This window comes from Streptomyces sp. CA189, from assembly GCF_056428985.1.
The window spans coordinates 82,359-103,425 of sequence record NZ_JBWJVM010000017.1; the positions used below are offsets into that span (position 1 = coordinate 82,359).

A 21,067-nucleotide genomic window follows, 5' to 3' on the forward strand; every position below is an offset into this window, starting at 1 on the left:
CGGGGCCACGGCACGCGAAAACGGGGAGGAACGACCATGTCCACACAGGCAGTAGGACCCACCGAAATCACCGACGCCACCATCGAGACCGTCACCGCCCGCCGGATCATCGACAGCCGGGGCAACCCCACGGTCGAGGTCGACGTCGTCCTGGCGGACGGGTCCCTGGGGCGCGCGGCCGTCCCCTCCGGCGCCTCCACCGGTGCCCGGGAGGCCGTGGAGCTGCGCGACGGGGACTCGACGCGCTGGCACGGCAAGGGCGTCGACCAGGCGGTGGCCCACGCCAACGGGGAGATCGCGGCGTCCGTGCGCGGCCGGGACGCGGCGGACCAGGCCGGCCTCGACGCCGCCCTGGTCGCCCTCGACGGGACCGCCACGAAGTCCCGGCTCGGCGCCAACGCGGTCCTCGGCGTCTCCCTCGCCGCCGCCAAGGCCGCCGCGGCGGCCCACCGCCAGCCCCTCTACCGCTACCTCGGCGGGGCCGACGCCCACCTCCTGCCGCTGCCCATGATGAACATCGTCAACGGCGGGGCCCACGCGGACAATCCGCTGGACTTCCAGGAGTTCATGATCGCGCCCGTGGGCGCCGACACCTTCGCCGAAGCCGTCCGCATGGGCAGCGAGGTCTTCCACACCCTGCGCCGTGACCTCCTGGCCGCCGGCCACTCCACGGGGGTCGGGGACGAGGGCGGCTTCGCCCCCGCCCTGCGCACCGCCGAGGAGGCCCTCGACTTCGTGATGGCCGCCATCGAGCGCACCGGCTACCGCCCCGGCACCGACATCGGCCTGATCATGGACCCCGCGTCCTCCGAGTTCTTCCGCGACGGGGTGTACGACTACGCGGGCGAGGGAGTGCGCCGTACCCCCTCCGAGAACGTCGACTACCTGGTCAAGCTCATCGACTCCTATCCGATCCTCTCCATCGAGGACCCCATGGCGGAGAACGACTGGGACGGCTGGCGCGAGCTGACCGCCCGCGTCGGCGACCGCTGCCAACTCACCGGCGACGACCTGTTCTGCACCAGCGAGACCCTGCTGAGCGAGGGCATCCGCACCGGCGCCGGCAACTCGATCCTGATCAAGGTCAACCAGATCGGCACCCTGACCGAGGCGCTGGCCGCCGTGGCCGCGGCCCACCGGGCGGGCTGGACGGCCGTCATGTCGCACCGCTCGGGCGAGACGGAGGACACCACCATCGCGGACCTCGCGGTGGCCACCGGCTGCGGCCAGATCAAGACCGGCTCGCTGTCGCGCTCCGACCGGACCGCGAAGTACAACCAGCTGATCCGGATCGAAGAGGAACTCGGCGACTCGGCCCGCTACGCGGGCCGCTCCGCACTGCGCCGGGCGTAAACAGCGGGCGGCGGCGACCAGGTGGGTTCCGCCACCGCGACCGGCGCGAAAGATCGATGCCAGCGTTCGAAGAAGGCGCCTGCCGGGCGAAAGCCCAGGTCAGGCGCCTTCTCCTGTGGACCGTCGGTGGAGGTGCCGACCATGACCCAGTCGTGGCCGGCCTTGCCTCCGCGCAGTTCACGGCGCAGGACGTCGGTCGCGTTGGTCTTGACGACATTGCCCGTTCACCGGTCGGCTTCCAGCCGCTCTGCGGTGGCGGCGGCCCGCAGCACGCGCTCGCCCGGGGCGCGCAGGCCTTCGGTGCGGGTGAGGGTTTCGGCTACCCAGGTCGCGGCGTCGACGCCGCCCGGCAGTTCGCGGGGCGGCACGCGGGAGCCCGTACGGAAGGGGTCGGCGAGGCGGTCGAGGCGGAAGGTTCGCCAGTCGGCGCGGTCGGTGTCGTACGCGACGAGGTACCAGCGGCGTCCGGCGGCGACGAGCTGGTGCGGCTCGACCAGGCGGCGGGTCTCGGCGCCGCTGCCCGCGCGGTAGGTGAAGCGGAGCTCCTCGTGGGCGACGCAGGCGGCTGCGATGAGGGCGAGGTGCTCGGCGTCGACGTGGGCCCGTGCTGCGGGACGGCGACCGCGGCCTCCTGGAGGACGGTGACCCGGTGGCGCAGCCTGGACGGCAGGACCTGCTCCAGCTTGGCGAGGGCGCGTACGGAGGTCTCCTCGATGCCGGTGACGGAGCCCGCGGCGGCGGTGCGCAGGCCGATGGCGATGGCGACGGCTTCGTCGTCTTCCAGGAGGAGGGGCGGCATGGCGGTGCCGGCGGTGAGGCGGTAGCCGCCGGTGTTGCCCTGGGTGGCGTGGACGGGGTAGCCGAGCTCGCGCAGCCGGTCGATGTCGCGGCGGATGGTGCGCGGGCTGACGCCGAGGCGGTCGGCGAGTTCGTGGCCGGGCCATTCGCGGGGTGACTGGAGCAGGGAGAGGAGTTGCAGGAGGCGGGCGGGGGTGTCGCTCATTGGCGCGAGCATCCCAGGCCAACAGGACACAACCGGTCCTATTGGCTGGCCTTGGGTGCGGGAACCCAATAGGTCACACCGTGACCTATTGAATCCCCCTGCCGGCGGGCCATCCACATCGGCACCCGCCGAGGGCGCCGTCCACGAGGCGCTGGAGCCCAAGCCCTGGGGTGCGGTCTACGGCATCGTCCAGGACAAGTACGGCGTGACCTGGGAGATGAACTGCTACGCGGGCTGACGGCCCCGATGTCGGTGGCCAGTTGAGATTCCCCAGCGGCGGCCAGATGACGGGGAGTCATCTGGCCGCCATGGGTGGCAGGGAGTAGCCAACTCGGCTGCCGTGTCGGCTGGACCAAGCCGGCGTCGGACGAACCTACGTGGTGTGCGCGGTCACTCCGCCGACAGGCGCGGCGTACGCGGCGGCGCCGTGCGTCGGCTGCCGGTCATCTCGAAGGCCGCTGCGAGGGTCAGCAGGGTGTTGTCGTCGTAGGCACGGCCCGCGAAGGTCAGGCCGACGGGCATGCGGGTGTCCGCCATGGTGCCCATCGGTACGGTCACGGTCGGGATGCCGAGGTGGCGGGGGACCAGGTTGCCGTTCGCGACCCAGACACCGTTGCGCCAGCCGAGGTCGGCGGACGCCGCGGAGACGTCCATGTCGGCGGGTCCCACGTCCGCGACGGCCGGGAAGACCACCGCGTCCAGGCCCAGTCCGTCCATCCACAGCTCCAGGTCGATCCGGCGCGCCTCCTCAAGTCCGCGCAGCCCCTGTTCGAGGTGCGGCATCTCGGCGAGGGAGGCGTACGGGCGCTCCCGCACGAAGCGCGGGTAGTCGCCGATGGTGTCGTCGAAGCCGTCGTAGCGGTCGGGCAGTTCGCCTGCCTGCTTGGGCCAGATGCGGGTGCTGTCGACCGCGGCCAGGGTGGAGAGAGCCGGGTCGCCGTTGGCGCGCAGGAAGTCGTCCCAGGCCCAGGCGGACAGGTCCTCGATCTCGAAGGTGAGGAAGTCGCGGCTGACCAGTCCGCGGGTGAACAACGAGGGCGCGCCGGGGCGGTCGCACTCGTAGTTCGACACGACGGGGAAGTCGACCTCGACGACCTCGGCGCCGGCGGCCTCCAGGTCGCGGCGGGCGGCTTCCCACAGCGCGATGACCGAGGGGCGGGTGTCGATGCGCTGTCCGGTCTGGCCGCCGATGCCTCCGTCGGGGTTCGTTCCGGCGTCGGGGTCGGCGTTGATGTACATCCTGGGCACGCCGACGCGCTTGCCGGCGAGCGCGTCGGATGCGGCCTCGGCGGGTGCGAGGGTCAGGTAGGAGGCGGGGCGTACCTGCGACGCCGGGGGCAGCGCCACCCACGGTTGTGCGCGCCACAGGTCACCGCGCGTCTGCGGGTCGTCGGCCACGATGACGTCGAGCAGTTCGAGCAGGTCGGCCATGGTGCGGGTGTGCGGGACGACGACGTCCATGGTCGGTACGAGCGGCCAGTTGCCGCGGGTCGAGATCACGCCGCGGCTGGGGGTGTAGGCGCACAGCGCGTTGTTCGAGGCGGGGGCGCGGCCCGAGGACCAGGTCTCCTCGCCGAGGCCGAAGGCGCCGAACGACGCAGCCGTCGCGGTGCCGGAGCCGTTGGAGGAGCCGGAGCCGTAGGCGCTGGTGAGCCAGTCGGCGCTGTACGGGCTCTCCGCGCGGCCGTACACGCCGCGCTGCATGCCGCCGTTCGCCATCGGGGGCATGTTGGTCAGGCCGATGAGGACGGCCCCGCCCGCGCGCAGCCGCTCGATGGCGAAGGCGTCGCGCTGCGCGACGAGGTGCTCGAAGGCGGGGGAGCCGGACGCGGCCGTCAGGCCCTTCGCGAGGTAGCTGTCCTTCGCGGTGTACGGGATGCCGTCCAGTGGGCCGAGGCTCTCGCCGTGCGCGCGGCGGGCGTCGGAGGCCTCCGCTTCGGCGCGGGCGTCCGGGTTCATCACGACCATCGCGTTGAGAGCGGTAGCCGTACCGGGCCGGTCGTACGCGTCGATCCGCGCGAGGTAGGCGTCGAGCAGGCCTACCGCGGTGGCCTCGCCCTTCTCCAGCGCTACGCGCAGGTCGGCGATACAGGTCTCCACAACATCGAATCCGCGCGTCATACGGGTGTCTCCTGGGTGGCCGGGTCGGGCAGGTGGGACGCCGGCGCGTCGGGCCGGCCGACGGACGTCACGGACGTCACGCACGCCCCTCACTGCACTGACTAGATTTTCAGTCTAGACTAAGAATCTAAACTCCCGGAACCGAGGTAGGCGCATGTCGACGTCAGAGACCTGGCCGGCCCGGCCCCCGGTTGACAGGAAGCGTCAGTCCACCGGGGACGAAGCGCGCGGGCGGGCGATGCGGGCCGCCATCAGCGTCATCGCGGAGAAGGGCACCGCGGCCCTGCGGATGTCGGACATCGCCGCGCGGGCCGGCATGAGCACCGGGCACATCCTGTACCACTTCGGCAAGAAGGATCGACTGCTGCTCGAAGTCCTCGCATGGAGCCAAGCGGACCTCTGGACCCGGTTCGATCAGGCCACCGAGCAGGCCGCGTCCCCTGCTGAGAAGCTGGACCTGTTCGTCCGCTTCTACCTGCCCCGTCATCAAGGTGACGAACGCTACGCGCTGTGGACGCAGGTGCTGGCCCAGCGCCACGACGAGGCGGGCCGGCGCATCCTCACCGCCCTGCTGGACGGCTGGGACGAGCGACTGGAAGCCATCCTTCGTGAGGGCCGGGACCTGGGGCACTTCGCCGAAGTGGACCTTCCCGAGTTCACCATCCGGGCCGTGGCCATGCTGAGCGGTCTCTCCGAAGACGTGATGTTCGGACGGTCGCGCTGGCAGGACACCTCCGCGGACGCGTTCGCCCTGTCCGCCCTCGAACGCGAACTGCGTCCGACCGGTCAGGCGTGACGACGGCTTCCCCACGTATCGGTTTCGCGTAGGACGGAGCCCGGTCCGCTACTGGTCCGGAGGCGGGGCTTTAAGTGCCGCCGAACGCACAGCCTTCGGGGAATAGCTGCAAAAAAGGTTCTTGGTCTGCTGGCGGTACAGCACTCACACAGCGCTGACCAGCGAAGATGCAGACCGAGTCCGTCTCCATCGCTGTGCTGGTCCGTGGCTGGTCCGGATCTCGGTCTTGGTCGCTTCCGGCATCAAGGTCGCCCTGCTCGGCCCCGCCTGCTGCGCGGCCGACTGGGACCGCCCCTCAGCGGTTCGCACCGCACGGCTGGGCGCATCTGACGAGTACCGCGCCCGGCGGGGGGACTTCGCCAGGGGCTGGACCGGACGGGTGCGGTGTGACGAGGGAATCGATGAGGCGCCCCGCGGGACAGGCACGCCGCGCTCTGCCGCACCTGCTCCCCGAGACGGTCACGAAGGCTGCCGCGGCCCTCTTGGAATGCGGACTCCTGAATGAGGAGGGCAGCACGCAGGCCGCACAGGACGCGCACGTGGACGATGCCTGGGGGCCTTGGTCGCACGAGACGTCCTTCTTCCACTACGCCACCTGCGACGTTGCGGTTCTGCTTGCCGCGTTGTTCGGGCCGACCGGTTCCTCGACGGCCCTGATCCGGCGCCCTGATCCGGCGCCCTGATCCGGCGCACGGGCTCGGCCGGCGGAGCGCGTCAGGAACTCGACGCCTCTCTTGCCACCCCCAACGGCATGGGCATCCCCGCCGGCCTCTTCCACTGCAACTCCCGCGAGCACAGCCTCGAACTCCTCGGTGATGGCGTCACCCACAGAGAGACCGCCCAGCTCTGCGCCCACCAGGAGGGCACCGAGCAGGCGGCCTTCGTGGTCTTCGTCGTCGCTGCCTGGGAGCGGATGAGGGCGAAGTACCGCCACCCGCGCGCCTACCGGGTCAGCCTCCTCAACGCCGGGCACCTCGGCCAGAACGTCGCTCTGTCCGCCACCGCACTGGGTTCGGCCCGTTCCAGAGCGCGGCCTTCGACGACAGCGCCGTCGAGGCCCGCCGGCCTCCACAGCGCCACCCACAGCGTCCTGTACACCCTCGCCGCCGGACGCCCCCACCCGGCCGGCCCGGATGACACGGCTGGCCTTGACGCCTTTCGCCGCACCACTGAGCGCGTGAGCCAGCCGTGACTGACCTTCCCGTGAGGGCACGGCCCGCCATTGGCTACAGGGGGGACACTTTCCGTCCCTGGCGTTCAGTCCCTTCTCACGGCCAGGCCGGCAGGGATGGCGCGGATGAAGGTCGCGGCCGTTGCTTTGGTGGTCACGGTCTGAACGCATCCGGCCTTGGCCGAAAAAGGTGTCCCTGATTCGGGCGGACCGGTGTGGCGGCGCCCACCCGGCTGACCTCCACTCGTCGATGATGTCGGGGTGCTCGTCGGGCCGGACGGCAGTGAGATCGGACGACGCCATTCGAACGGTGCGGCGTGGCCGCCAGGAGAGCGATGAAGATGATCGTGGTGGACGCCTGCGACGAGTGGAGTCCGTTGCGCGAGGTGGTGGTCGGCACCGCCTACGGGGCGATGTTCCCGGCCGAGGACCAGCGCATGATCGAGGCGACGATGCCTCGGGAGCACTGGGGGGAGTTCCGCCCGGGCCACCCCTTCCCGCCCTGGATCGTCGAGGCTGCCGAGCGGGAACTTCAAGGCCTCGCGGAACTGCTGGAAGGCGTGGGCTGCGTGGTGCACCGCCCCCGTCGGGTGCCGTGGGCAGGACTGGACGGCTACTGCGCCGCCATGCCTCGGGATGTCCTGCTCGTCATGGGCAACCGGTTGGTCGAAGCGCCGATGGCATGGCGCACCCGTCGTCACGAGCTACTCGCCTACTGGCCGCTCCTGCAGCGGCTGCGCCAGTCGGGTGCGCACTGGCTGCCGTCGGCCGTGGATCTCGGCGTCGACCCCCTTGCCAGCGGTCCCTCGTACTCCGGACGCCGGGTGATCGGCGAGGGTCGCGCCGCGTGGGACGCCGCCGACTTCCTGCGCTTGGGCCCTGGGACGATCGTCGGTCAGCTCAGCCACGTCACCAACCGCTCAGGCGTTGACCACCTGCGCCACCAGCTCGGATACGAAACCCGTGTCCATCTACTACAGCCCGATGACCCGCACGCCATGCACATCGATGCCACCCTGTGTCCATTGCGCGAAGGCCTGGCCCTGTACAACCCCGAGCGGATCGATCCCGTCCACCTCGCCGGCAGTCCACTGGAAGGCTGGGAACTCCTACCCGCACCCACGCCCGAACCACGCGACAGCCCACCGCTTTACATGACCAGCCCCTGGGTGAACATGAACCTGTTGGTCATTGACCACGAGCACGTTGTCGTCGAAGCAGGCGACGAAAAGCTCCAGGCGCTCCTCGTCTCACTGGGTCTCACGCCGCTGCACCTTCCCTTCCGTCATGTCCAGGCACTGGGAGGCTCCTTCCACTGTGCCACGCTCGACCTGCGCAGAATCCGCCACGCACCCATGCCGGCCCGATAGGCGAGGGCTACGACAGCGCGCTCAACCTTCAGGGGCCCCGGGCCCAGCCGACGCCGCTGCGGCCCCAGTGCAGCACCGAGGTCGCCGAGCAGCCACGCCGCTGCTGCGCCGGCCCGGTGGCTGCTGCGCATCCAAAGAGTCATGCTGACTTCCCGTCATCCGGCCGTTCGATGGTTGCCGTGATGAGGTCGAGGACCGCGCGGATGCCGCCGTGGGCGTAGGCGTGGCGCTGGCGGTCGGCGGGGGTGCCCTGGCGGAGGAGCCGGTTGAGCCGGGTGGTGACGTCCTGGGTGTCCCCGGCCTCCGCGAGGGCGGGGGAGACGTGGTGCATCAGCCGGTCCAGCAGCTGCCGGGCGCTCAGCCTGGTACCGCAGGCCGTCAGCAGGGCTCCGCTGAGCCCGTGCCGCGCGGCGTACCAGTTCGCCGCCTGGAGCATCTCGGGCGGGCAGGAGGGCAAGGGGGCGTCCGTCTCGGCCTCGCGGAGCGCCGTGGCGACCAGTGCCCGGACCAGTCCGGCGAACAGGACGGCGTCGTCGGCGTCCAGCTGTACGTCCGCGCACCGGATCTCCACCGTCGGATAGCGCTCGGACAGACGGGCCTGCCAGTAGATCTGGCCGGTGTCGCGGATGACCCCGCCGGCCAGGAGGGACCGTACCCGCCGCTCGTGGTCGGCGAGGCCCTCGAACCGGGGCGGGGGGCCGCTGACCGGCCACCGCCCGAAGACCACCGTGCGCCAGCTGGCGAAGCCGGTGTCCATGCCGCCCCAGAAGGGAGAGTTGGCCGCCATGGCCACCAGTACGGGAAGCCACACACGGATGCGGTTGAGGACCGCCACCCCACGGTCGCGGTCCGGGACACCCACGTGGATGTGCATGCCGTTGATCAGCTGCTCCGCCACCAGCTGCGGCGCCTGCTCCCGCAGTTCCAGGTAGCGCCGGGTCTCCGTCACGGGGACCGGCGCCGACTCCTTCAGCGGAGGGGAGCCGCAGGCGGCGACCCGGCAGCCGAAAGCCTCGGCCGCCTCACCGAGCGCGTGGCGCATCCGCAGCAGATGGCCGCCCACCTCGCGGAGCGAGGTGCATACGGGCGTGGCGATCTCCAGCTGCGCCTGGAGCAGCTCCGCCTGCACCTCCTCCTGTCTCACCCCGGGCCGCAACCCCGCCGCCGTACGGACCTTCGCCGCGAGCGGCACCGGGAGGCCCGTGGCGGCGCCGAGCAGCAGGAACTCTTCCTCGACCCCGATCGTGATCACGGGAGACGGATACCCGCCCGGCGGCCGGAGCAGGCTAGTGCAGACGGATGCCGGTGCGGTCGGCCGGGCATGCGGCGTACGTCAGCGGGCGGCGCCCCGGGGACGGCGAAGTGGGTCAGGCGGGCCGAGCCCGGCGCGAGTTCCTGCCAGGGACCGGGGCAGGCGAGCACCGCGATGGCGGATGCCGGGAACTTCTCGAACGGGCGCTCGATCGCCGCGGCGTCCACGGCGTCCACGGCCTTCTGTGCGAGGCTGGCGGCCAGATCCGCCACGCCCGGGTTGTGGCCGACGAGCAGCAGCGTCCGTACCTCCGCCGGCACCTCGGACACCACCTCCAGCAGGTCGTCCGGCTCGGCGGCGTACGCCCGCTCGTCGAAACGCACACGGACCTCGGCGCCGAGCTGTCCGGCCGCCAGTGCCCAGGTCTCGCGGGCCCGCCGGGCGGTGGAACAGATCACCAGTGCGGGCAGGCAGCCGGCATCGCGCAGCCAGCGGCCCGCCGCGGGCGCGTCCCGCAGACCGCGCGGGCCACGGGGCCGCTCGTGGTCCGCGACGTCGGGCCAGGTGGATTTGGCGTGCCGCAGCAGCACCAGACAGGCGGCGGCTCCCGCGCTCATGACCTCAGCCTCATGACCTCAGCCTCGCACGGTCCACCGGACCGGGCGGGCCGACGAGGCCGCTGTGGTGGACGCCCAGCCGCGGGCGCGGCCGCCAGAGCAGCGCCACGCACTTCCTGCGCCGGCCCTGCGATGCTCAGCCCCCGGCGGCGAAGCGGCCTATCTGGCCGGGCCCGCGTCGTCCGGCCAGCCGTAACCGGTGCGCGGCGGATCGGGTACTGCGCCCACCGCGGCCAGGTCGAGGTCGGCGGCGCGCATCAGCTGACCGGCCAGGTCGCGCATCGCCCGGCTCGCCGCAAGCTCGTCACCGATCGCGGGGATCTCAGCCCGTTCCGGTATGGATATACCCACTGCTCACGGGTAGGGGTGGGGCATGCCCATGCTCGTCGGAACCTCGGGGTGGCAGTACGAGGACTGGCGTGGCGTTCTCTACCCGACCGGCCTGCGGCAGCGGCTGTGGCTGGAGGAATACGCCCGGCGATTCGCCACCGTCGAGAACAACAACGCCTTCTACCGGCTTCCGGCGAAGGAGATCTTCGAGTCTTGGCGGGAACGGACGCCCGAGGGGTTCGTCATGGCGGTCAAGGCAAGCCGCTATCTGACCCACATGAAGCGGCTGCACGACCCCGAGGAGCCGGTACGCCGGCTGGTGGACCGTACCGAGGGTCTCGGTGACCGGCTGGGGCCCGTCCTGCTGCAATTGCCGCCCAACCTCCGGGAGGAGGTCGGGGCGCTGGACACGTGCCTGAGCTGCTTTTCAGGCACGGTCCGGGTCGCCGTTGAACTGCGGCACACCTCGTGGTGGGACGCGGAGCGGGAGCTGCGGGCGGTGCTGGAGCGGCACGGTAGCGCGCTGTGCTGGGCGGACCGGGGATCGCGGCCGGTGACGCCGTTGTGGCGTACCGCGTCCTGGGGATACGTGCGCTTCCACGGCGGCATGGCTGAGCCACCGCCCCACTACGGCCGGCAGGCGTTGACATCCTGGGCCGGACGCATCGCTGACGCCTGGCCTGACCAGGACGACGTGTACGTGTACTTCAACAACGACCTGGGAGGTGCGGCCGTCGTCGACGCCGCGAAGTTCGCCCGGGCCGCGGCCGCGCTGGGCCGGACGGTGAGCCGGACGCCACCATCCCTCGCGGGCTTACGCCGGCTGGGCGCCGAGGGTGAGGATGCCGTCTGGGTCGTACGCGATGCGCGAGCCGAAGCCGCGGCTGATCCGGCCCAGGAGGTCCCGAACCCACCGGCAGTCCTTCGCCGACGCCCTCCGAAGCCGCATGCGTCGGGTCTGGAGGGGCGTGATGCGCAGTTCGCGGAGCCTGCCGGTGTCGGGCTCGAGCGAGGCGGAGTAGAGCAGCCGCAGGTCGTCCCGGTAGTTCTCGTAGCCGGTGATGCCCTCGTAGTCGTTGACCAGGTCGCCGCAGCCGTAGGCGATGAGCTTTCCCCGGTACAGCTCGAGCGGGCGTGGATGGTGCGAGGAATGCCCGTGGACGACGTCCGCGCCTCCGTCGACGAGTGCGTGCGCGAAGCGGACCTGGTCGCGGGGGACGGGGTAGCCCCAGTTGGATCCCCAGTGGATCGAGGCGACGACGAGGTCACCCGGCCGTTTCGCCTGCCGGATCCGGGCGACCACGGCGGCTGCCGCGGTGTCCGACGGCTCGGCCACGTAGTCGATCCCGCTTCGGTCCGCCGCGGCGGCCCAGCTCGGCGGGATTCCGCTGGACGGCATGCCGAAGGAGTGGACCAGGATCCGATGGCCGCCCTCGACGGGGACCGTCGCCGGCCGGCGGGCCCCGTCCGCATCGCGCCCCGCCCCCGCCACGGCGAACCCGGCGCCCGCCAGTGCGTCGAGGGTCTCCGCGAGCCCGCGGCGGCCGAAGTCGAGGATGTGGTTGTTCGCCAGGACACAAACGTCGGGACGGGCGGCGGCCAGGCAGGGCAGGTTGGCGGGATGCATGCGGTAGTGGACCGCCTTGCCGGGCGCGAAGTCGTCGCTCCGCGTGACGCTGGTCTCCAGATTGAGCACCACGGCATCGGGCGCGGCCCGGTCGAGGACCCGGAGCGTGTCGCCCCAGGGCCAGGAGAAATCGACCGGGTGGGGAATCGGGCCGTTCGCGGCCTCTGCCAGCTCGACGTAGGACCGGGCGTCCCGGACGTACGTCTCCGCCAGCGCCGGGTCACCGGGGTGCGGAAGTATCTGGTCGACGCCCCGCCCGAGCATCACGTCGCCGACGAGGCACAGCGTGATCAGATCACCCTGCATGCGTCCAGGCTAGAACCCTGCCACCGGGATGTCACGGGAGCCCCGACGTCGCCACGGAAAGCCGTGGGTTTGAGGTGGAACGCGCGGAGGTCCGCCACCACTCAGCCGTGCGGGTGGACCCCGCGCTCCTGGACGGGTCGAGTGCGAGCCCGGCGCGGCGGCGCGCGTAGCGTCCGTGGCCGGGGGACCGCACACCGTGAGGAGACACCATGTCCAGGGTCGGCTCCCCGCCCGCGGAGTACGGCGACGAGGGCCAGTACGGCGACGAACCAGGGCATACGAACCCGCTGGAAGCGGCCCGGCTGCGGGCCATCACGGAGGCGTTCGATCCGACACCGAACAGCGGCTCACCGCGCTGCGAGTCCCGGCGGACGGGCGCTGCCTCGACGTCGGTGCCGGGACCGGCACAACCGCTGTGTGGCTCGCCGCCCGGTGTCCGCGCGGCCACGTCACGGCAACGGACCTCGACGTCAGCCTCATGCCCCGCGACCGCCCGGAAAACCTCCACGTCGTGCACCACGACGTGACGGTCGACGAGTTCCTCGAGCACTCCTTCGACCTGATCCACGCCAGGTTCGTCCTCATGCACCTGCCCCAGCGCGAGCAGGTGGTCGAGCGCATGCGCCACTGGCTCGTTCCCGGTGGCACGCTGCACCTTGAAGAACTCGTCGACTTCCCGCCCCGCGTTGGTCGAACGCGGCCTGCTCGGCGAGGAGGAGGTCCAAGCCGGAATCGCGGAGCTCCTCGACCCGGCTCGAATCTCGTTCCCCCTGGCCGTGATCGCGGTCCGGGGGCGCCGCTGAGCGGGCCTTCAGGGCATCGAGAGCACGTGGTGAGCGCGGCCACCGGCACGTGTCCGACCGGCCCTACCCGCAGGCGGCGGGCCCGTACCCGGTCAGGGGCGAAAGCACAGCGGGTGGTCCGTCGGCACCTCCGCGACGGCGATGCGCACGCCGTCGGGGTCGGCGATCCACATCTCGATCAGGCCCCAGGGCTCGCGCCGTGGCGGCCGCAGCACCTCAAGGCCTCGGCCGCGCAGTTCCTCGTACGCCGCCTGCACGTCCGCGACTTGGAGCCACATGCAACGGCGGGTGCGGGAACCCCCACAGCGTGCCGTACGTGGACGCGAAGAAGGTCAACAACTCGGCACACATGTGCCCGAGGGGTGTACCGAGCATCGAGTGGGGCGCCCAGCGCCTGGGCACCTGGAAGGCCACCGGGACTCCGCCACGGGGCAGGCCCAGTACGACGGGATTCGCCCCCTCCAGGTGACGGAGGGCTTCGGCAAACGGGCGGCGATCCTGTCGAGGCGAGCCGTCTGGCGCCGTGTCTGAATTGATAGTGAAGAGTGGCTCTCGGTAGTTTTGTGTGTGCACTCCGGATGACGTGCCTGACCCGGTAGCGAGGATTCGGACAGGAGGTGCAGGCCGGTGCCGGGTTCGAGGCGGGAAGCGCGGCTGGGGAACAAGGCGCGGCGTGCGGTGGTGCGGGGAGCCGACGGCTTGGACGCGCGGCTGCCGCTGTCGGAGCTGGCGCGGTCGGTCGTGCGGAAGATCTTTCCCGACCACTGGTCGTTTCTGCTGGGCGAGCTGGCGCTGTACAGCTTCATCGTGCTGTTGCTGACCGGGGTGTTCCTCGCCTTCTTCTTCGATCCGTCGATGCGGGAAACTCCGTATCAGGGTCCCTACGAGCCGTTGCGCGGCGTGCTCATGTCGCAGGCCTACCTGTCCACCCTGAGGATCAGCTTCGAAGTACGGGGCGGGCTGCTGATCCGTCAGATCCATCACTGGGCCGCGCTGGTCTTCCTCGCCGCCATCGGGGCGCACATGCTGCGGGTGTTCCTCACCGGCGCCTTCCGCCGCCCCCGCGAAACGAACTGGCTCGTGGGCGTGACACTGTTCCTGCTGGCACTGCTGGAGGGCTTCGCAGGATATTCCCTGCCCGACGACCTGCTGTCGGGCACCGGCCTGCGGATCGCTCAGGGGATCATGCTGTCGATCCCGGTCGCCGGCACCTATCTGAGCTTCTTCGCCTTCGGCGGCGAGTACCCCGGCGAAGACATCGTGTCCCGCCTCTACCCCGTGCACATCCTGCTGGTCCCCGGCCTGCTGCTGGGCCTGATCACGGTGCACATCCTCCTCGTCTTCACCCTGAAACACACGCAATGGCCGGGGCCCGGCCGGACCGGCCGCAACGTCGTCGGCCTGCCGTTCTTCCCGCAGTACGTGGCCAAGTCCGGCGGGCTGTTCTTCGCCGTCTTCGGACTGATGTCCGTCCTGGGAGCCGTCGCGCAGATCAACCCCATCTGGACCTACGGCCCCTACCGCGCCGACCTGGTCTCCACCGGTTCCCAGCCCGACTGGTACGTCGGGTTCCTGGAAGGGTCACTGAGGCTGATGCCCGGTGTGGAAACACGCCTGTGGGGGCACACGATCATGTGGAACCCCCTGCTGACGGCGGTAGTCCTGCCCGGCATCCTCTTCGCACTCCTCTACGCCTACCCCTTCTTCGAACGCTGGATCACCGGCGCGACGGGGGAGCGGCATCTGTGCGACCGTCCGCGTGACAGGCCTGTCCGCACAGCTCTGGGTGTGGCGGCCCTCTCCTGCTATGGCGTGCTGCTCCTCGCCGGCGGCCAGGACATCCTCGCCTTCGTCTTCGACGTGCCCGTGCACGCCCTCACCTGGGTGCTGCGCATCGGATTCTTCGCGGTACCGGTGACCGTCTTCTGGCTCACCCGACGGCTGTGCCTGGGTCTCCAGGCGCGCGAGCGCCGCCTGCTGGCCGAGGGGGACGCGTCCGGCCTGGTGCACCAGGGCGTCGATGGCGGCTTCCGCCCGCAGCACCGGGCCCTCACGGCCGCCGAGCGGTACGCCGTGCTCGCCAGGGAGCGGCCGCGGCCGCTGCGCCCCGTCGACGACGATGACAACGCCGACCGCGGTGGCCTGCGCCGTCGGCTGGACAGAGTGCGGTCGGCGATCAGCGCCTGGTACTACGAGGACCAGATCGCCTACCCCACGACCGCCGAACAGCGCCGGAAGATCGACGCGATCACCGCGGGACCGGATGCTCACGGGTCTGCCGAGGACGGCTGAGCTATTCCTCGCTGTCGGGGGTCCCGAGGTTCTGGAAGGCGAATCCCAGGACCCCCGGCAGCAGGACGCCGAATCCGATGAGGCACAGCCACAGGCCCTGGACCACCCCCAGGCCGATCAGCGCGCTGCCCGCGGCCGCCAGTACGGGAAAGTAACTGCGGGCAGGGAAGAAGGCGTGCCGGCCGCCGGCCTCACGTACCTCGGCCTCCTTACGGTCCTCCGGCCGCTCTCCGCCGCGCCGGTACTGGCGCCAGAGGTATACGGCGACGAGGCTCGCCATGACGAAGGAGACGCAGAGTGCGGCGCTCCCCGCCGGCTCCCGGGAGAACCAGCCGTAGACGATGGTGGTCGCCGCGAAAAACAGGGCCGTGCCGGTGAAGAGCCAGGCCTCACCTTTCACGGGGCACCTCCGGGTGGTGAAGGTCGAAGGCCGGGGATTCCGAGCGGATCCGGGGCAGGGCGTGGAAATTGTGCCGCGGTGGCGGGCAGCTCGTCGCCCACTCCAGGGAGCGGCCCCATCCCCAGGGGTCGTCGACGGTGACCCGCTCGCCGTAGCGGTGGGTCTTCCAGACGTTGTAGAGGAAGGGCAGCGTCGAGAGGCCCAGCAGGAAGGACCCGAGGGTGGAGACCGTGTTGAGGAGCGTGAAGCCGTCGCTCGGGAGGTAGTTCGCGTACCGGCGCGGCATGCCGGCCTCACCCAGCCAGTGCTGGACCAGGAAGGTGGTCTGGAAGCCGACGAACAGCGTCCAGAAGTGGATCCTGCCGAGTCGTTCGTCCAGCATCCGTCCCGTCAGCTTGGGCCACCAGAAGTAGAAGCCGCCGAAGGTGGCGAAGACAATGGTGCCGAAGAGCACGTAATGAAGATGGGCGACGACGAAATAGCTGTCCGTCAGATGGAAGTCCAGTGGCGGTGATGCCACCAGGACACCCGTCAGGCCGCCCAGGAGGAAGGTGACGAGGAAGCCGATGGACCACAGCATCGGTGTCTCGAAGGAGAGTGATCCCTTCCACATCGTCCCGATCCAGTTGAAGAACTTCACGCCGGTCGGCACGGCGATCAGGAAGGACAGCAGGGAGAAGAAGGGCAGCAGAACGGCGCCCGTCGCGAACATGTGGTGCGCCCACACGGTCGCGGACAGTCCGGTGATGGCGATCGTGGCACCGATCAGGGACACGTAGCCGAACATCGGTTTCCGGCTGAAGACCGGGAGGATCTCGCTCACCACCCCGAAGAACGGCAGAGCCACGATGTAGACCTCCGGATGCCCGAAGAACCAGAAGAGGTGCTGCCACAGCAGGGCGCCTCCATTGGCAGGGTCGAAAACATGCGAACCGAATTTCCTGTCCGCCTCCAGGACCAGCAGTGCCGCCGTGAGGACGGGAAAGGCCAGGAGCGCCAGAATCGAAGTGAACAGCACGTTCCAGGTGAAGATCGGCATGCGGAACAAGGTCATGCCGGGGGCGCGCAGGCAGACGATGGTGGTAATGAAGTTCACCGATCCCAGGATCGTGCTGAGCCCTGAGACGGCCAGCCCCATGGCCCACAGGTCGGGGCCTGTCCCCGGGGAGTACCGGGCGCCGTTCAGCGGTGCGTAGGCGAACCAACCGAAGGACGCCGCCCCGTCCGCGGTCAGGAAGCCGGAGACCACCAGGAGGCCCCCGAACAGGTACACCCAGTAGGTAAAGGCGTTGAGCCGAGGAAAGGCGACATCCGGCGCGCCGATCTGCAACGGCATGATCGCGTTGGCGAATCCGGTGAATGTCGGGGTCGCGAACAGCAGCATCATGATCGTTGCGTGGATGGTGAATGCTTCGTTGTACTGCTGGTTCGAAATGATCTGCAGCCCGGGGCGGGCGAGTTCGGCGCGCATGAGCATGGCCAGCACGCCGGCGAAGAGGAAGAAGGCGAAGGCCGTCACCAGGTAGAGGTTGCCGATCACCTTGTGGTCGGTGGTCGACAGCCATCCCAGGACGGCGGAGCCCTGGCCGGCCCGCCGCGCGGTTCTCGGCCCGGTCCGGTCGTCAGGTAGTGCCTCTTCCGGTGAAGGGTCCACCGACGTCATCCGTCCTCCAGAAAGCCTCGCCGTCGCGCCTGCCCCCCTTGCCCTACAGGCCGTGGCGTCCTGCGAACCGGCGGCGCGCCGGGGACGCCGGTCGCGTACCCCCGACTGCCGTGCTCAACGGCCCCGCAACTGCCCCCGTCGGGTCACTCCCCGCGCCAGACTCTCTGGTATGCCTCTCGGTAGCCCCGCGGGTCCCAGGACGTGGCCCCGCCGCTGTTCTCGGCCGTCACCACGTGAACGGGTGCGACGTAGCCGCTGGCCGGCCGGTGGGCGAAGGCGCGGTTGAACTCGTCGATGATCTGCCAGCCCTGCTGGGCCAGCGGCTCGGGGACGGTCGCGGCCTGGAACCGTCGGCTGTTGACGCGCTGGAAGGCGGAAGGGTCGCCGTCGCCCGCGCCGATGTTGTAGGGCGGCCCCTCGCCGGGGCGCCCGGCGGCACGCAGCGCCGGGGCGGCGTCGGCGAAGTAGAGGTCGTTGATCGCGATGGAGTGGGTCCACCGGTCCCGGAAGCGGGACAGCAGGGAGGAGACCTGCTGGGGGGTGCGCTGACTCGCGTCCGGGATGGGGATGTTCTCGGTCGCCAGCAGCGTCACCCCGGGGCAGGCCGCGAGCTGTCGTTTGATCAGCTCGGACTTGTTGTGGGCGAACGGGATGGAGTCGTCGGTGAAGACGACGACCCCGGCGCCGCCGTCGGACCGGGCGATGACCCAGTCCGCGCTGACCCTCGCGACCTCCTCCACCTTCGTGGTGATGTTGGTGAAGAGCCGGGGGCTCGTGCTCGGTCCGGGGGAGTCGACCGCGTGCCAGCCGATCAGCGGAACGCCTGCGGCCTCTGCCCGCGCCATCTGCTGCGCCGTGAGCAGGGGATCGAAACCGCCGATGACGATGCCCGAGGGCTTGAGGGTGACCGCCTGGCTGAGCGCGGCCTGGATACCCGCGGGGGTGCCGTCCCCGTCGATCACCCGGACCTGCCAGCCGATGGCCGCCGCGGCTTCCCGGACGCCCTTGGCCACTCCGGCGACACCAGGGTTGGTCATGGTCTGGGCGACATAGACGACGGTCTTGTCGGGAACCGCCTCGGGGCCGGTCGTGGGGCCGTTCCAGGAGGGGGCCGTACTCTCGGCCCGCTCGACGGCCTCCTTCGCTTGCGCGAGTACCGCCGGGCAGCCGGCGGCCGAAGGTGAGGCCGCGTGAGAGGTCGGCGACGAGCCGCCTCCGCAGCCCGCGACGAGGGTGGAGGCGGCCGCCCACAGGGCCGCGGCCGTGAGGACGCTGGTGCGATTCGGGTACACGGTGCTCCTGATCGGCGATGCGCTGGGGGTCTATCGGGTGTCGGCGACCCGCGACGCCGACGGCCCGGGCGGCTCGTCCGGCGGGTGCCGGTCCGTCGTTGCCCGCGTGCGCAGCCGCCGCCTGGCCGCGTAGCCGGCCAGGCCGACCGCCATCAGGAGCGTGCCCCCGTTGAACAGAGGCGTGGCCCAGAACTGGGCGCCGAGCTGGCCGATCCCGGCGAGCCCGACTGCGAGCACACTGACGGCCACGAGGGTTCCGAGCGCGTTGGCGCGGCCGGGCTTGACCGTGGTGGAGCCCAGCAGCGCGCCGACGAAGGCGGGCAGCAGATAGTCCAGGCCGACACTCGGGTTGCCGGTCTGCTGCTGCGCGGCGAGCAGGACCCCGGCGATGCCCACGACCAGGCCCGATCCGGCGAAGGCGTAGACGGAGTACCTGCGGGTGGGGATGCCGATGATGCCGGCGGCGCGGGGGTTGGAGCCGACGACGTACAGGTACCGGCCGAACGGCAGCCGTTCGAGCACCACCCAGAGGACGACGACGGTGGCGAGGACGTAAAAGGCAGGCACGGGCAGACCGAGGAACCGGGCGTCGTAGAGGCTGGTGAAGGAGGCCGGCAGACCGTCCGGGCCGGGCACGATCCGGCTGCCGTCCGTGAGCCATCCGGTGAGGGCGTACATGATGCTGCCGGTGCCGAGGGTGGCGATGAAGGAGTCGATCCGGGCGAACTCGACGACGGCACCGTTCAGGGCGCCGACCAGCGCCCCGCCGAGGACGACGGCGAGGCAGGCGAGCGGCCAGGGCGTCCCCGCGTCGACGATCAGGTGCATCACCAGGACGTGCGCCAGGCCCAGCCCGTAGCCGATGGACAGGTCGAATTTGCCGGTGGCGATGGGGATCGTCGCCCCTAGTGCGAGGAGGGCGGGGATCGACTGGTTGGAGAGGATCGAGGACACGTTGTCCCGGGTGGGGAAGGTGTCCGGCAGGGCGACGGAAAAGACCAGGAAGAGCAGAGCGGTCAGGGCCAGCAGGCCGTAGTTCCCGAGGAGGTGCCCGCGCGGGGACCAGGGGGTCACGGGGCCGTCGTGCTTCCGGTGATCGCCGGCATGGCCGAGGCCGCGCGGGTGAGTTCGGCAGGCGTCAGGCCGGCACCCGCCGGCTCGGCCGCCACCGATCCTCGTACGAAGACCAGGGCGCGGTGGCAGAGGTCCGCGACCTCCTCGAAGTCGGTGGACACCAGCAGGACCGCCAGGCCCTCGGAGGCCGCTTCGTCGATCAGCCGGTGGATCGCCGCCTTGGCGCCGACGTCCACGCTCGCGGTCGGCTCCTCCAGGATCAGCAACCGCAGACGTCCGCGGAGCCACCGGCCGAGGACGACCTTCTGCTGATGGCCGCCGGACAGGGTGGCGATGGGCACCTCGCTGTCGCGGGGGCGCACCGCGAACCGTTCGATCAGGGCGGCGGCCTCACTCCGCTCACGGCGGGGACCGAGCCAGCGCCACGCCGGCACGCCGGCCGCCCGGGGGTTGGCCAGGAAGTTCTCCCGGACCGTCAGATCGAGGGCGCAGCCCTCCTCCTGACGGTTGGCGGCCACGAAACCGACTCCCCGGCTGACGGCGGCTGCCACGGTGCGCGGGCGGTACGGTCGGCCGTCGAGCAGCGCCCGCCCGCCGAGCGGCGGCAGCGCGCCGGCCAGGGCGCGCCCCAGGTGCATGTGACCGGCGCCGGTCAGCCCCACCAGGCCGAGGATCTCCCCGGGGGCCAGATCCAGGCTGACGGGCCCGCTGCGCAGGGTCGTCACGGCGTCGAGACTCAGCACGGAAGGACGGCCGGCGGGCACGGCGGCGCCGCACCCGCGCCCGGCCGGTACGCCGCCCGCGATGTCCCGGACCAGGCGGGTGGGGGCGTACCCTTCGAGCGGCCCTCCGCTGACCAGGCGGCCGTCGCGCAGGACGGCGAACGTGTCGGCAACCCGGTACACCTCGTCGAGCCGGTGGCTGACGTACAGGATGGCGTGCCCCCGGTCGCGCAGTGTGTGCAGGACGTCGAAGAGCCGGGCGCAGTCCGCGGCGGGGAGCGTGGCGGTCGGCTCGTCGAGGACGAAGAGTTCAGCCCGTCGCGCGAGGGCCCGGGCGATGGCCACCAGGGAACGCTCGGCCGGCGCGAGATCCGCGATCCGGGCGTCGGCGTCCAGGTGTCCGGCGACGATGCGCAGGGCCTCGGCGCAGCGTTCCCGGGTCCGCCGCCAGGAGATGAGGCCGTGGCGGCGGGGGTAGCCCGTCCCCAGGGCGATGTTCTCGGCGACCGTCATCCACTCGACAAGGCCGAGGTCCTGGTGGATGAAGGACATCTTCCCGGAGGCGGCTTCGGACCCGAGCGGGTGCCCGGCCACTGTCACCTCGCCCTCGTCGGCCTGGTGGACGCCGGCGAGCACCTTGATGAGCGTGGACTTCCCGGCGCCGTTGGGGCCGAGGAGGGCGAGCACGCTGCCGCGGTGGAGGTCGAGGCTGACCGCGTCCAGTGCGACGGTGCCGCCGAACCGCTTGCCGAGACCTCGTATCCGCACGAGCGGTTCCCCGCCGGAGCGCCGGGGCGGGCGGCTCGTCGAGGTGTCGGAAGTGTCATGGGCGTCGTGCACGGACGTCTCCGGGGCCGACCTCGGATCCCCTCTCG

The 21,067-nt window shown here is 71.0% G+C and carries 18 protein-coding genes and 4 pseudogenes; 10 read left to right on the forward strand and 12 right to left on the reverse strand.

The genetic code is table 11. The features are described from left to right. Positions 1–36 precede the first annotated feature (36 nt). Positions 37–1,353 (forward strand): phosphopyruvate hydratase, encoded by a 1,317-nt coding sequence (gene eno, locus AC061S_RS16535; RefSeq protein WP_478686703.1) that lies wholly within the window; start codon positions 37–39, stop codon positions 1,351–1,353. Between the two features lie 296 nt (positions 1,354–1,649). Here eno and AC061S_RS16540 read toward each other — a convergent pair. Continuing rightward, a pseudogene (locus AC061S_RS16540) lies at positions 1,650–2,356 on the reverse strand (helix-turn-helix transcriptional regulator); the annotation flags it as partial. Between the two features lie 88 nt (positions 2,357–2,444). On the opposite strand from AC061S_RS16540, the gene AC061S_RS16545 reads away from it, so the two are divergent. Then, a complete protein-coding gene (locus AC061S_RS16545) occupies positions 2,445–2,594 on the forward strand; it encodes a hypothetical protein (protein WP_478686704.1) in 150 nt (49 codons plus the stop codon). 152 nt (positions 2,595–2,746) lie between these two features. Here AC061S_RS16545 and AC061S_RS16550 read toward each other — a convergent pair whose 3' ends face one another. Further along, positions 2,747–4,477: an amidase gene (locus AC061S_RS16550; RefSeq protein ID WP_478686705.1), complete on the reverse strand. Its 1,731-nt coding sequence runs from the start codon at positions 4,475–4,477 to the stop codon at positions 2,747–2,749. A gap of 154 nt (positions 4,478–4,631) precedes the next feature. On the opposite strand from AC061S_RS16550, the gene AC061S_RS16555 reads away from it, so the two are divergent. The 4 genes from AC061S_RS16555 to AC061S_RS16570 all read left to right on the forward strand — a co-directional run bounded on the left by AC061S_RS16555 (position 4,632) and on the right by AC061S_RS16570 (position 7,814). Next, positions 4,632–5,273, forward strand: coding sequence for a TetR/AcrR family transcriptional regulator (locus AC061S_RS16555; protein WP_478686706.1), 642 nt, complete (start codon positions 4,632–4,634; stop codon positions 5,271–5,273). A 401-nt stretch (positions 5,274–5,674) separates the two neighbouring features. Then, on the forward strand, positions 5,675–5,956 hold the full coding sequence (locus tag AC061S_RS16560) for a hypothetical protein (protein WP_478686707.1): 282 nt from the start codon (positions 5,675–5,677) through the stop codon (positions 5,954–5,956). Positions 5,957–6,024: 68 nt separating this feature from the next. Beyond that, a complete protein-coding gene (locus tag AC061S_RS16565; protein ID WP_478686708.1) occupies positions 6,025–6,465 on the forward strand; it encodes a nitroreductase family protein in 441 nt (146 codons plus the stop codon). A 314-nt stretch (positions 6,466–6,779) separates the two neighbouring features. Further along, positions 6,780–7,814 (forward strand): amidinotransferase, encoded by a 1,035-nt coding sequence (locus AC061S_RS16570; protein ID WP_478686709.1) that lies wholly within the window; start codon positions 6,780–6,782, stop codon positions 7,812–7,814. A gap of 139 nt (positions 7,815–7,953) precedes the next feature. Here the strand turns inward: AC061S_RS16570 and AC061S_RS16575 are convergent, their stop codons facing one another. From AC061S_RS16575 to AC061S_RS16585, 3 genes are all read right to left on the reverse strand, one after another. After that, positions 7,954–9,066, reverse strand: coding sequence for a carboxylate-amine ligase (locus AC061S_RS16575; protein WP_478686710.1), 1,113 nt, complete (start codon positions 9,064–9,066; stop codon positions 7,954–7,956). Next, positions 9,063–9,683 carry a SixA phosphatase family protein gene (locus tag AC061S_RS16580; RefSeq protein WP_478686711.1) on the reverse strand — a complete coding sequence of 207 codons (621 nt, stop codon included), beginning with the start codon at positions 9,681–9,683 and terminating at the stop codon, positions 9,063–9,065. Before AC061S_RS16580 ends, AC061S_RS16575 begins: the two co-directional genes overlap by 4 nt. 159 nt (positions 9,684–9,842) lie before the next feature. Further along, on the reverse strand, positions 9,843–10,034 hold the full coding sequence (locus tag AC061S_RS16585; protein ID WP_478686712.1) for a dsRBD fold-containing protein: 192 nt from the start codon (positions 10,032–10,034) through the stop codon (positions 9,843–9,845). Between the two features lie 22 nt (positions 10,035–10,056). On the opposite strand from AC061S_RS16585, the pseudogene AC061S_RS16590 reads away from it, so the two are divergent. Continuing rightward, a pseudogene (locus AC061S_RS16590) lies at positions 10,057–10,824 on the forward strand (DUF72 domain-containing protein); the annotation flags it as partial. Between the two features lie 3 nt (positions 10,825–10,827). Here AC061S_RS16590 and AC061S_RS16595 read toward each other — a convergent pair. After that, on the reverse strand, positions 10,828–11,946 hold the full coding sequence (locus AC061S_RS16595) for a CapA family protein (protein WP_478686713.1): 1,119 nt from the start codon (positions 11,944–11,946) through the stop codon (positions 10,828–10,830). Positions 11,947–12,142: 196 nt separating this feature from the next. On the opposite strand from AC061S_RS16595, the pseudogene AC061S_RS16600 reads away from it, so the two are divergent. Together AC061S_RS16600 and AC061S_RS16605 are read left to right on the forward strand one after the other, a co-directional pair. Beyond that, a pseudogene (locus AC061S_RS16600) lies at positions 12,143–12,586 on the forward strand (class I SAM-dependent methyltransferase); the annotation flags it as partial. Between the two features lie 16 nt (positions 12,587–12,602). Next, entirely contained in the window at positions 12,603–12,749 is a 147-nt protein-coding gene (locus AC061S_RS16605; protein WP_478686714.1) for a hypothetical protein, read from the forward strand. Positions 12,750–12,841: 92 nt separating this feature from the next. Here the strand turns inward: AC061S_RS16605 and AC061S_RS16610 are convergent. Continuing rightward, positions 12,842–13,027, reverse strand: a pseudogene (locus tag AC061S_RS16610) (VOC family protein); the annotation flags it as partial. Between the two features lie 349 nt (positions 13,028–13,376). Between AC061S_RS16610 and qcrB the strand changes: the two are divergent. Next, positions 13,377–15,041 (forward strand): cytochrome bc1 complex cytochrome b subunit, encoded by a 1,665-nt coding sequence (gene qcrB, locus AC061S_RS16615; RefSeq protein WP_478686715.1) that lies wholly within the window; start codon positions 13,377–13,379, stop codon positions 15,039–15,041. Between the two features lies 1 nt (position 15,042). Here the strand turns inward: qcrB and ctaF are convergent, their stop codons facing one another. The 5 genes from ctaF to AC061S_RS16640 form a co-directional block, all read right to left on the reverse strand. Further along, positions 15,043–15,441 (reverse strand): aa3-type cytochrome oxidase subunit IV, encoded by a 399-nt coding sequence (gene ctaF / locus AC061S_RS16620; protein ID WP_478686716.1) that lies wholly within the window; start codon positions 15,439–15,441, stop codon positions 15,043–15,045. Beyond that, a complete protein-coding gene (gene ctaD, locus AC061S_RS16625; RefSeq protein ID WP_478686717.1) occupies positions 15,431–17,104 on the reverse strand; it encodes an aa3-type cytochrome oxidase subunit I in 1,674 nt (557 codons plus the stop codon). The genes ctaF and ctaD overlap by 11 nt, the downstream gene beginning before the upstream one ends. 143 nt (positions 17,105–17,247) lie before the next feature. Beyond that, the gene (locus AC061S_RS16630) at positions 17,248–18,396 is read right to left on the reverse strand and encodes a substrate-binding domain-containing protein (RefSeq protein ID WP_478686718.1); all 1,149 of its coding nucleotides are present in this window, start codon (positions 18,394–18,396) and stop codon (positions 17,248–17,250) included. Between the two features lie 30 nt (positions 18,397–18,426). Then, a complete protein-coding gene (locus tag AC061S_RS16635) occupies positions 18,427–19,470 on the reverse strand; it encodes an ABC transporter permease (protein ID WP_478686719.1) in 1,044 nt (347 codons plus the stop codon). Then, a complete protein-coding gene (locus AC061S_RS16640) occupies positions 19,467–21,032 on the reverse strand; it encodes a sugar ABC transporter ATP-binding protein (RefSeq protein WP_478686720.1) in 1,566 nt (521 codons plus the stop codon). Before AC061S_RS16640 ends, AC061S_RS16635 begins: the two co-directional genes overlap by 4 nt. Positions 21,033–21,067: the final 35 nt, after the last annotated feature.